The 11280-nt window shown below is 44.0% G+C and carries 10 protein-coding genes; 8 read left to right on the top strand and 2 right to left on the bottom strand.

The window, feature by feature from the left end:
• Positions 1 to 41: 41 nt before the first annotated feature.
• From pepA to VHA01S_RS09410, 4 genes are all read left to right on the top strand, one after another.
• Positions 42 to 1553: a leucyl aminopeptidase gene (pepA, locus tag VHA01S_RS09425; RefSeq protein ID WP_023404137.1), complete on the top strand. Its 1512-nt coding sequence runs from the start codon at positions 42 to 44 to the stop codon at positions 1551 to 1553.
• 67 nt (positions 1554 to 1620) lie between these two features.
• Entirely contained in the window at positions 1621 to 2082 is a 462-nt protein-coding gene (locus tag VHA01S_RS09420; protein ID WP_023404136.1) for a DNA polymerase III subunit chi, read from the top strand.
• Between the two features lie 103 nt (positions 2083 to 2185).
• On the top strand, positions 2186 to 5047 hold the full coding sequence (locus tag VHA01S_RS09415; RefSeq protein ID WP_023404135.1) for a valine--tRNA ligase: 2862 nt from the start codon (positions 2186 to 2188) through the stop codon (positions 5045 to 5047).
• 250 nt (positions 5048 to 5297) lie between these two features.
• Positions 5298 to 5690, top strand: a complete 393-nt coding sequence (locus tag VHA01S_RS09410; RefSeq protein ID WP_023404134.1) for a DUF2061 domain-containing protein — start codon at positions 5298 to 5300, stop codon at positions 5688 to 5690.
• A 103-nt stretch (positions 5691 to 5793) separates the two neighbouring features.
• Here the strand turns inward: VHA01S_RS09410 and rraB are convergent, their stop codons facing one another.
• Positions 5794 to 6213 carry a ribonuclease E inhibitor RraB gene (rraB, locus tag VHA01S_RS09405; RefSeq protein ID WP_023404133.1) on the bottom strand — a complete coding sequence of 140 codons (420 nt, stop codon included), beginning with the start codon at positions 6211 to 6213 and terminating at the stop codon, positions 5794 to 5796.
• Between the two features lie 439 nt (positions 6214 to 6652).
• Between rraB and argF the strand changes: the two genes are divergently transcribed.
• The 4 genes from argF to VHA01S_RS09385 all read left to right on the top strand — a co-directional run bounded on the left by argF (position 6653) and on the right by VHA01S_RS09385 (position 9699).
• Entirely contained in the window at positions 6653 to 7657 is a 1005-nt protein-coding gene (gene argF / locus VHA01S_RS09400) for an ornithine carbamoyltransferase (RefSeq protein WP_023404132.1), read from the top strand.
• 201 nt (positions 7658 to 7858) lie between these two features.
• The gene (gene pyrB, locus VHA01S_RS09395) at positions 7859 to 8788 is read left to right on the top strand and encodes an aspartate carbamoyltransferase (RefSeq protein WP_039970573.1); all 930 of its coding nucleotides are present in this window, start codon (positions 7859 to 7861) and stop codon (positions 8786 to 8788) included.
• Between the two features lie 16 nt (positions 8789 to 8804).
• On the top strand, positions 8805 to 9266 hold the full coding sequence (gene pyrI, locus VHA01S_RS09390) for an aspartate carbamoyltransferase regulatory subunit (protein ID WP_023404130.1): 462 nt from the start codon (positions 8805 to 8807) through the stop codon (positions 9264 to 9266).
• A 43-nt stretch (positions 9267 to 9309) separates the two neighbouring features.
• A complete protein-coding gene (locus VHA01S_RS09385) occupies positions 9310 to 9699 on the top strand; it encodes a RidA family protein (protein ID WP_023404129.1) in 390 nt (129 codons plus the stop codon).
• 131 nt (positions 9700 to 9830) lie between these two features.
• Here VHA01S_RS09385 and hldE read toward each other — a convergent pair whose 3' ends face one another.
• A complete protein-coding gene (gene hldE / locus VHA01S_RS09380; protein WP_023404128.1) occupies positions 9831 to 11261 on the bottom strand; it encodes a bifunctional D-glycero-beta-D-manno-heptose-7-phosphate kinase/D-glycero-beta-D-manno-heptose 1-phosphate adenylyltransferase HldE in 1431 nt (476 codons plus the stop codon).
• Positions 11262 to 11280: the final 19 nt, after the last annotated feature.

Raw genomic sequence — 11280 nt, 5'->3', positions numbered from 1 at the left:
TAACATTTATTGTGGTTTGTCTTCACGATGTAGGAGTAGGCATGGAGTTCAGCGTAAAAAGTGGTAGCCCAGAGAAGCAACGCAGTGCTTGTATTGTTGTTGGGGTGTTCGAGCCACGTCGTCTTTCACCAGTTGCAGAGCAACTAGATAAAATCAGTGACGGATACCTAAGCTCCCTACTGCGCAGAGGCGATTTAGAGGGTAAACCAGGGCAGATGTTGTTGTTACATCAAGTACCTGGTGTGCTTTCTGAGCGCGTTTTGCTGGTAGGTTGTGGCAAAGAGCGAGAGCTTGGTGAACGTCAATACAAAGAAATCATTCAAAAGACCATTAGCACGTTAAACGAAACGGGCTCTATGGAAGCGGTCTGTTTCCTAACAGAACTGCATGTAAAAGGTCGCGATACTTATTGGAAAGTGCGTCAAGCTGTAGAAGCGACGAACGACGGTCTGTACACTTTCGACCAATTTAAGAGCAATAAGCCAGAAACACGTCGCCCATTACGCAAGTTAGTGTTCAACGTACCAACGCGTCGTGAACTGAACATTGGCGAACAAGCGATCAATCATGGTTTAGCGGTTGCATCAGGTGTTTCAGCGTCAAAAGACCTAGGCAACATGCCACCGAATGTGGCAAATCCAGCATACCTTGCTTCTCAAGCGCGCCGTTTAGCTGATGACTATGAGAAAGTCACCACTAAAATTATCGGTGAGCAAGAGATGGAAAAACTGGGTATGACTTCATACCTTGCTGTAGGTCGTGGTTCACACAACGAATCCATGATGTCTGTGATTGAATATAAAGGCAATCCAGACGCAAGCGCTAAACCTATTGTGCTTGTTGGTAAAGGCTTAACCTTTGATTCAGGGGGTATTTCACTAAAACCAGGCGATGGCATGGATGAAATGAAATACGACATGTGTGGCGCGGCCAGTGTGTTCGGCACTATGAAAGCCTTGGCACAATTGAATCTGCCAATCAATGTGGTGGCCATTCTTGCTGGCTGTGAAAACATGCCAGGCAGCAATGCTTATCGCCCAGGTGACATTCTAACGACGATGTCAGGACAAACAGTAGAAGTATTAAATACCGATGCTGAAGGTCGCCTAGTTTTGTGTGATGCACTGACTTACGTTGAGCGTTTTGAACCTGATTGTGTAGTTGATGTAGCAACACTAACTGGCGCGTGTGTGATTGCACTTGGTCACCATATCAGTGGCGTTCTATCAAATCACAACCCGCTTTCTCATGAGCTAGTAAACGCTTCTGAGCAATCGGGAGATCGCGCTTGGCGCCTACCAATGGCCGATGAATACCAAGAACAAATCGCCAGCCCATTTGCTGATATGGCAAATATTGGCGGTCGCCCTGCAGGTACTATCACCGCAGGTTGTTTCCTGTCTCGCTTTACCAAAAAGTATAACTGGGCTCACCTAGATATCGCCGGTACAGCATGGAAATCAGGTCAAGCTAAAGGCTCAACAGGTCGCCCTGTTTCATTATTGGTTCAGTTCTTACTAAACCGTAGCGGACAAGAAGCGGTAGAGTCTTAATCGCCTACGGCAATTAACCTAACCTATATTACGCCTCCTTCGGGAGGCGCTTTTATTGAGAAAGAACATGTCTATCGCCACTTTTTATCTCATCGAACCTAACAGCGCCGTAGATTCTGAGCTAGGTTTTCAACAATACGTTTGCTACCTAATTAGACATTTTACTCGGCAAGGTGCGCGCATTTATCTCAACACCCAAGATAAGCCGCATGCCCAGCTATGGGATGATGTTTTGTTTCAACTCGATAATGCTGATTTTATCGCACATAATCTTAGTGGTGAAGGGCCCGTTAACGGCACCCAAGTTGAAATAGGGAGCGGCACAACAGGGCTACATAGAACACGTAATATCGTCATTAATCTGGCGGAAGATGATACAAACTTTGCGGGAATAGTCTCTCAAGTGGTAGACTTCGTCCCTTGTGATGAAAAAGCGAAGCATGTTGCCCGAGAAAGATATAAAATCTATCGTCACGCTGGGTATCAAATGCAAACCGTATCCATCGCTGAACTGAACAAACAGAACTAAACAAATAACCCAAACTTCATAGCTAAAGCATTTATTAATCTATCGTTAATAAACCCTTAATTTATGCAGTTTGCCATCAACCAATTATCCATGTAAGAGTATTATGGAAAAGACATATAACCCACAATCTATCGAACAAGATCTGTATCAGACTTGGGAAGAAAAAGGCTACTTTAAGCCACACGGTGACACCACGAAAGAATCATATTCCATCATGATCCCGCCGCCGAATGTCACAGGTAGCTTACACATGGGACATGCATTCCAAGATACCATCATGGATACGCTGATCCGTGCTGAACGTATGAAGGGCAAAAACACCCTTTGGCAAGTGGGTACCGACCACGCCGGTATCGCAACCCAAATGGTTGTTGAACGCAAGATTGCCGCAGAAGAAAACAAAACTAAGCACGATTACGGCCGTGAAGCTTTCATTGATAAAATCTGGGAGTGGAAAGGCGAATCAGGCGGTACTATCACTAAACAACTTCGTCGTCTTGGCGCATCTGTGGATTGGGATCGTGAACGCTTTACTATGGATGACGGCCTATCGGCTGCCACTCAAGAAGTGTTTGTACGTTTGTACGAAGAAGACCTTATTTACCGTGGCAAACGCCTAGTAAACTGGGATCCAAAACTGCACACTGCGATTTCTGATCTAGAAGTAGAAAACAAAGATAAAAAAGGCCACATGTGGCACTTCCGCTACCCTCTTGCTGATGGCGTAAAAACCGCTGATGGTAAAGATTACATCGTAGTGGCAACCACTCGTCCAGAAACCATGCTTGGTGATACTGGCGTAGCGGTAAACCCAGAAGATCCTCGTTACAAAGATCTTATCGGTAAAAACATCCTATTGCCTTTAGTTAACCGCTTGATCCCTATCGTAGGTGATGAACACGCGGATATGGAAAAAGGCACAGGTTGTGTGAAGATCACTCCAGCGCATGACTTTAACGATTACGAAGTTGGTAAACGTCATAGCCTACCAATGATCAACATTCTAACCTTCAACGCGGATATCCGTAATGCCGCAGAAGTGTTCACGACTAACGGTGAAGAAAGCGATGTATACGCCACTGACCTACCTGAGAAATACCACGGTATGGAACGCTTTGCAGCTCGTAAAGCTATCGTTGCTGAATTTGAAGAACTTGGTCTTCTAGACGAAATTAAAGATCACGACCTAACTGTACCTTATGGTGACCGTGGCGGCGTGGTCATCGAACCTATGCTGACTGACCAATGGTATGTGCGCACAGCACCTCTAGCGGAGCCTGCAGTAAAAGCGGTTGAAGACGGCGAAATTCAATTTGTACCTAAGCAGTACGAAAACATGTACTTTGCTTGGATGCGTGACGTTCAAGACTGGTGTATCTCTCGTCAACTTTGGTGGGGCCATCGCATCCCAGCATGGTATGACAACGACGGCAAAGTGTATGTTGGCCGCAGTGAAGAAGAAGTGCGTGAGAAACATAACCTTGCTCCAGTAGTTGTTCTTAACCAAGACAACGATGTATTGGATACTTGGTTCTCTTCTGCATTATGGACATTTGGTACACAAGGCTGGCCTGAAGACACTGAAGCACTGAAAACATTCCACCCATCAGAAGTTCTAGTATCTGGTTTTGATATTATCTTCTTCTGGGTTGCTCGTATGATCATGATGACCATGCACTTCGTGAAAGACGAAGACGGCAAATCACAAGTACCATTTAAAACGGTTTACATGACGGGTCTAATCCGTGATGAAAACGGCGATAAAATGTCTAAGTCAAAAGGTAACGTACTTGATCCTATCGATATGATCGATGGTATTGATCTTGAGTCATTAGTGACTAAACGTACTGGCAACATGATGCAACCGCAACTGGCGAAGAAAATCGAGAAGAACACTCGTAAAACCTTCGAAGATGGTATCGAACCATACGGTACGGACGCATTACGCTTTACTCTAGCGGCAATGGCATCGACTGGTCGTGACATCAACTGGGATATGAAACGCCTAGAAGGTTACCGCAACTTCTGTAACAAGCTATGGAACGCCAGCCGTTACGTACTAATGAATACAGAAGATCAAGATTGCGGTTTTGCCGCTGATGCTGAGCTAGAATATTCACTCGCTGACAAATGGATTGAATCTCAGTTTGAATTAGCCGCTAAAGAGTTTAACGCTCACCTAGACACTTACCGTCTAGATATGGCGGCTAATACTCTGTATGAATTCATCTGGAACCAATTCTGTGACTGGTACTTAGAACTGACTAAACCGGTTCTTTGGAAAGGCACTGAAGCACAACAGCGCGCGACTCGTCGCACTCTAATCACGGTTCTTGAAAAGACACTACGTCTTGCTCACCCTGTGCTTCCATACATCACAGAAACCATCTGGCAGAGCGTGAAACCTCTAGTAGAAGGCGTTGATGGCGAAACCATCATGACTCAGCCTCTACCTCAATACGATGCAGCAAACTTTAACCAACAAGCTCTCGATGATATCGAGTGGGTTAAAGTGTTCATCACTAGCATTCGTAATCTACGTGCAGAATATGACATCGCCCCTAGCAAGCCATTAGATGTCATGATCAAATCGGCAGACGATAACGATGCGGCTCGCCTAGAAGCGAACAAAGCCGTGCTAATGTCTCTCGCGAAGCTTGAGAACATTACCTTGCTAGAAGACGGCGCTGAGACTCCAGCTTGTGCAACATCGCTTGTTGGCAAGTCTGAGCTAATGATCCCAATGGCAGGCCTGATTGATAAAGACGCTGAGCTAAACCGTTTAGCTGGCGAAATCAAGAAAACTGAAGGCGAGATCAAGCGTATCGAAGGCAAGCTAAACAACCAAGGTTTTGTGGCGAAAGCACCAGAAGCCGTGGTTGCTAAAGAGCGTGAAAAGCTAGATGGATACAAAGAAACATTAGCTAAACTTGCAGAGCAAAAAGCAACAATTGCCGCTCTATAATTAGCCGTAAACACTTAGAAGGGTTGACGAAAGTCAGCCCTTTTTTTGTATTTGCTAACCCGATCACAACTCATCAATCACAATATAAACCATTGAAATTAAAGCCAAATAAAGCACACCCCTCACTCAGTTCACCTCTATAGACAATACCTATCAAAGCAATAGTAAAAAAGATATTGACCAAATGAGAATAATTATCAATACTATTTACATCAAAACAAATTACTTACAACAAACTTTGGTATCTGTCATGAAAAAAACAATGAGCTTTGCAACCCTACACTTCTCAATCGCTTTTACTGTGGCATACATTATTACCGGTGATGTAATTATCGGTAGCTTGATAGCGATGATTGAACCTAGCGTAAATACTGTGGCATTTTACTTCCACGAAAAAGTATGGAATTCGGTTCCATTCTTGAAAGCAAAACAAGCATTTTCTCGCATCAAAACAGTCAGTTTTGCGGTTGTACACTTTAGCGTTGCGTTTACGGTTGTGTACCTAATTTCTGGTGATGCACTTGCCGGTGGCTTGCTAGCACTAATCGAACCATCAATTAATACCTGTGCTTACTACTTCCATGAGCGTGTATGGACAAAGTACTTTGCCAAGCAACCTACCGCTACCTTAAGCCATGCTTAACTAAATCATGCTTAAACACTAAATTAAGCCAGACACAAAAAAATAAAGCTCGCAATTGCGAGCTTTATTTTATGAAGCAGTATTCAAACAAAGAACAGAACGATTATTCTTCCTCGTCGTCTTCGTCATCAAACGGTAGAGCGTCTTCACCTTCGTAGTAAGTGCCCCAACCGTCATAAATAATGTCGTATTTTTCAGCGAGATTGATCAACTTTTCAGCCTGCATATCAATCAACTCAGGATCTAAAGTACAAGTCATTGTTGCATCACAGCACAATAGCTTGTTGCCTTCTTCATCTTCTTCTGACTCTTCCGCTTCTAAAACCTCAAAACCCATTTTGAAAGCTTCCACAACCGCTTTTTCTAAAGCTTCAAAATTCTCAGCAAAAAGGTGATGTTCAATTTCATACAAAGCATCAGGTTCACTACCGTCTTCAAGCAGAGCGGCGATAATGTCACGCGTCTCTTCTTTCTGAAATTCGATAAGTTCTTCGACTGATAGATACTCTTCCACTTGTGACATGGGTGCGCTCCCGAACAGGTAAAAATAAAGGATTTATATACGGACGAAATATGGCACGGTTCGACGCGAAATACCATATCTAGGCTCAATCTAAGGATAGATTTCTTAATTCAGAGGCTTAGATAATACGTACTACTTGCAAGTAGCCCTTATCTTGGGCGTAAATAGAAAATCAGAGTGCCAATAGGTGCATAACAAGTGAGTGGTGTGTCATCGCTAAAGTGAAACGCCAATTCCATGCAGAGCTAATCATCCAAAAAGCGCGTCATGACAATATCTCTTTTATGGATAATGATATATTAATCAAGCATGACCGATAAAAACGAGTGCATTAATCACCTAATCAAAAGAGACTTAACTCAATAAAAGTGAATTGATATTTGATTTTATAGCATTTCTATGCAATAAAATCAGAATAGAATCAAATGAGAGAATCCTTATGGCTTATAATCTAAAAAATCGAAATTTCCTAAAACTTTTGGACTTTAGTCAAAAGGAAATTCAGTTCTTGCTCGACCTTGCCGCCGAACTAAAAAAAGCAAAATATGCTGGCACAGAGCAAAAGCGTTTACTGGGAAAAAACATTGCGCTGATCTTTGAAAAATCATCAACACGAACACGTTGTGCATTTGAAGTAGCGGCTTTTGACCAAGGCGCACAAGTATCATACTTAGGTCCATCAGGCTCTCAAATTGGTAATAAAGAGTCCATGAAAGACACAGCCAGAGTGCTAGGACGTATGTACGATGGCATCGAGTATCGCGGCTTTGGTCAGTCGATTGTCGAAGAGCTAGGCGAGCATGCTGGTGTCCCGGTTTGGAATGGTCTAACCGATGAATTCCACCCTACTCAAATACTGGCTGACTTCCTGACCATGCAAGAGCATGCACGAGGCAAGCAATTGCATCAAATCAGCTTTGCCTACCTTGGCGATGCTCGCAACAACATGGGTAACTCCCTGCTGGTTGGCGCGGCTAAAATGGGCATGGATATTCGATTGGTCGCCCCTAAAGCATACTGGCCAGAAGAAGAGTTGGTCGCGCAATGTCAGCAAATTGCACACGCAACAGGTGCTAGCATCACTCTTACCGAAGATGTTGCGATTGGCGTTAAAGGTTGTGACTTCTTATACACCGATGTTTGGGTTTCTATGGGAGAGCCTGCAGAAGCATGGGAAGAGCGCATTGCTATCATGAAGCCTTATCAAGTGAATATGGCAACCATCAAAGCCACCGACAATCCACAGGTGAAATTCATGCACTGCCTACCGGCTTTTCATGATGATCAAACCACAGTGGGCAAAGAGATCGCTGAAAAATTTGGTATGCAAGGCCTAGAAGTGACTGACGAAGTTTTTGAGTCAGAATACTCGATTGTTTTTGATGAAGCTGAAAACCGCATGCACACCATTAAGGCAGTGATGGTCGCGACCTTAGGTCACTAATTCTGCTCCTGAGACTTGCGATAACATCACTAGTGAGTATAATCCCACACGATAAATAGGAGGGTTGTATGCTGCACCGTGGCAATCGAAACATGACAACAAAACACAGCCAATGCCGTGTTCAACTCCTATTTAATTAGAATTCTATAGCCTCCCTTTTTTAGGGGGGCTTTTTTGTATGTACGACCAGGGGAAGAAACCATGCAAAACACGCTTTTCAAAAAGCACATCATCTCCATTCCTGAGCTAAACCGTGAAGAGCTTGAACTGATTGTTCAAACGGCAGGAAGATTAAAATCAGACCCTATGCCGACACTGCTACAAAATAAGGTGATTGCGAGTTGCTTTTTTGAGCCATCAACCCGAACACGTCTCTCTTTTGAAACCGCAATTCAACGCATTGGCGGTAGTGTGATTGGTTTTGATAATGCAGGTAATACATCCCTAGCGAAAAAAGGGGAAACATTGGCCGACTCAGTACAGGTTATCTCAACCTATATTGATGCCTTTGTTATGCGCCATCCACAAGAAGGCGCTGCGCGACTTGCATCAGAGTTTTCTAATGGTGTGCCAGTTATTAACGCTGGTGACGGTTCAAACCAACACCCAACACAAACCTTGCTTGATCTGTTCTCTATTTACGAAACTCAAGGGCGTTTAGATAACATCAACATCGCATTTGTGGGTGACCTTAAATACGGTCGTACCGTGCACTCACTAACGCAAGCATTGGCTAAATTTAACAATGTACGCTTCTATTTCATCGCCCCTGAAGCACTTGCTATGCCAGATTATATCTGCGAAGAGTTAGATGACGCAGGTATCCAATACAGCTTACATACTGATATGGAAAGCGTGATTCCTGAGTTGGATATTTTGTACATGACTCGCGTGCAAAAAGAGCGTTTCGATGATTCAGAATATGCACACATTAAATCAGCGTACATCCTAACTGCTTCACTGCTTACCAATGCTCGTGAAAATCTAAAAGTGCTGCACCCATTGCCGCGTGTTGATGAAATCACGGTAGACGTTGATAAAACGCCACATGCCTACTATTTTTCTCAAGCAGAAAATGGCGTCTACGCTCGTGAAGCCTTATTGGCTCTTGTCCTAAACCAAACCCTGTAATAGAGGAGATTTAACCATGACTAAACCCACTCAATTACAAGTTGAAGCGATCAAAGACGGCACTGTAATCGACCATATTCCTGCGCACGTTGGCACTAAAGTGTTAAAACTGTTCGCCATGCACAAGTCGAATGAACGTGTCACTATCGGTCTTAACCTGCCTTCATCAGCGTTGGGCGCAAAAGACATTCTAAAAATTGAAAATGTGTTCATTAACGAAGAGCAAGCCAGCAAGTTAGCCCTGTATGCCCCTTGTGCGACCGTGAACCGAATTGAAGATTACCGCGTAGTGAAGAAGCTAGAGCTTGAACTACCAAAGGCGGTTAAAGGTGTATTTGCGTGTCCAAACAGCAACTGCATTACCCACGGTGAACCGGTAGAAAGTCACTTTAGCGTCATCGAAAAGAAGGACCGTATTCGCTTAAAATGTAAATACTGTGAAAAAGTGTATTCACGTGAAGTGGTCACTGAGTTATAAATAGACTTTATACAATTAAAATTAAGATGGAATTGGAATAACAATGACTAAAGTTCTTCATACTGAAAATGCGCCTGCGGCAATCGGCCCATACGTACAAGGTGTTGATCTAGGCGGCATGGTAATGACTTCTGGACAGATCCCTGTCAACCCAGAAACAGGCGAAGTGCCATCTGACATTGCTGAGCAAGCGAAGCAATCTCTAGCCAACGTAAAAGCGGTTGTAGAATCTTCAGGCTTGAGCGTTACTGATATCGTTAAAATGACGGTATTCGTAAAAGATCTTAACGATTTTGCGACGGTTAACGAAGCGTACGGTAAATTCTTTGATGAGCACAACGTAGCAAACTACCCTGCTCGTTCATGTGTTGAAGTTGCGCGTCTTCCAAAAGATGTTGGCATTGAAATCGAAGCTATTGCGGTTCGTAAATAGTCTCTAAGCTAATCGTTTAGAACAAGTTGCTTAAAGAAAAGCTGTTTAAATAAAGAAGGGAGCCAACTAGGCTCCCTTTTGTTATCCATTCTCGCCAATGTAAAACAAGGCAAGTTACTCAGGCGAAAGAATTACTCTTTACCGCCTTTAATCGCTTCGATAATTTCTGTTGTTGAGCAACCATTTTCAAAGTTAAGTACTTCGACTCGGCCACCAGCGGCGATAGCTTCTTCTCCGCCTGCAATTTCTTCCGGCTTGTAATCACCACCTTTAACCAGCAAATCAGGCAATACTTCAGAGATTAATCTTTGTGGAGTATCTTCAGAGAATGGAACCACCCAATCTACCGCGCCTAAGCCCGCTAAAACCGCCATACGACGATCCGTTGGGTTAACTGGTCTTGCAGGGCCTTTTAAACGTTTAACTGAGTCATCGGTATTTACCGCGACAATTAAACGGTCGCCAAGACCTGCCGCATGGTTAAGATAAGACACATGCCCTGCATGTAAAATATCAAAACAGCCGTTGGTCATTACTACGCGCTCACCTTTCGCTTGTAGCTTTTTCACAGCCGCAATCAGTGCTTGCTCTCCAATCACACCAAAATCAGTATCTTGTGAACCGTGCATTGCTTCGGCAAGCTCAATGGTCGATAGCGTTGAAGTGCCTAGTTTACCGACAACAACGCCAGCGGCTGCATTGGCAAGAGCACATGCTTCGTCTAACGGTTTACCCGCCGCAACAGAAGCCGCCAATACCGAAATTACCGTATCACCGGCACCGGTCACGTCATACACTTCTTGCGCTTGAGTTGGCAAATGGAACGGGTCTAATCCGCGACGCAGTAGCGTCATGCCATTTTCACTACGTGTGACCAGCAGAGCTTCAAGATCGAACTTTTCAATCAGTTCCAAGCCTTTTTCAGCCAGTTGTTGGTCATCTTTAATCGGACCAACCACACACTCAAACTCAGACATATTTGGCGTTAATAGTGTTGCGCCGCGGTAGCGTTCAAAATCAGCGCCTTTAGGGTCAACAAACACCGGCACACCGGCTTTTCTGGCTTTTTCGATCATGGCTTTAGAGTGCTCTAACGCCCCTTTGGCATAATCAGACAAGATAATAGCTTTGCTGTTTTGCAAAGAGTTATCGAGACGTGAAAGCACTTTTTCAGAATCGATATTCTCAAATTTATCTTCAAAATCTAGACGGATAAGTTGCTGACCTCGGCTCATCACACGTAACTTGGTGATGGTTGGATAGTCAGGTAGAGAAATAAAATCACACTGTACGTTCAATGCACTTAACTTTTCAGTCAGCATACGTGCAGGTTCATCTTCCCCAGTTAAACCGATCAAATGCGAAGCGCCCCCTAGAGCGGCAATATTCATTGCAACGTTGGCTGCGCCCCCTGGACGCTCTTCGTTATTTTCAACCTTAACGACCGGCACTGGTGCTTCAGGGGAGATTCGACCTGTAGGACCGTACCAATAACGGTCTAGCATCACATCACCGACAATAAGGACATCTGCCTCGCTATAATCAGGCAAGATTGGTTTCATAACGACTCCACATAATAAT

Source organism: Vibrio halioticoli NBRC 102217, from assembly GCF_000496695.1.
In the GTDB taxonomy this organism is placed as follows: Bacteria; Pseudomonadota; Gammaproteobacteria; order Enterobacterales; family Vibrionaceae; genus Vibrio; species Vibrio halioticoli.
The sequence above is the reverse complement of the archived record's forward strand: the minus strand, read 5'-3'. Positions and strand labels throughout refer to the sequence as shown.

Coding starts and splice junctions, on each gene's coding strand:
- VHA01S_RS09420 (WP_023404136.1), top strand. CDS start 1,621: ATGTCTATCGCCACTTTTTATCTCATCGAACCTAACAGCGCCGTAGAT.
- VHA01S_RS09415 (WP_023404135.1), top strand. CDS start 2,186: ATGGAAAAGACATATAACCCACAATCTATCGAACAAGATCTGTATCAG.
- VHA01S_RS09410 (WP_023404134.1), top strand. CDS start 5,298: ATGAAAAAAACAATGAGCTTTGCAACCCTACACTTCTCAATCGCTTTT.
- VHA01S_RS09385 (WP_023404129.1), top strand. CDS start 9,310: ATGACTAAAGTTCTTCATACTGAAAATGCGCCTGCGGCAATCGGCCCA.
- pepA (WP_023404137.1), top strand. CDS start 42: ATGGAGTTCAGCGTAAAAAGTGGTAGCCCAGAGAAGCAACGCAGTGCT.
- pyrB (WP_039970573.1), top strand. CDS start 7,859: ATGCAAAACACGCTTTTCAAAAAGCACATCATCTCCATTCCTGAGCTA.
- rraB (WP_023404133.1), bottom strand. CDS start 6,213: ATGTCACAAGTGGAAGAGTATCTATCAGTCGAAGAACTTATCGAATTT.
- pyrI (WP_023404130.1), top strand. CDS start 8,805: ATGACTAAACCCACTCAATTACAAGTTGAAGCGATCAAAGACGGCACT.
- hldE (WP_023404128.1), bottom strand. CDS start 11,261: ATGAAACCAATCTTGCCTGATTATAGCGAGGCAGATGTCCTTATTGTC.
- argF (WP_023404132.1), top strand. CDS start 6,653: ATGGCTTATAATCTAAAAAATCGAAATTTCCTAAAACTTTTGGACTTT.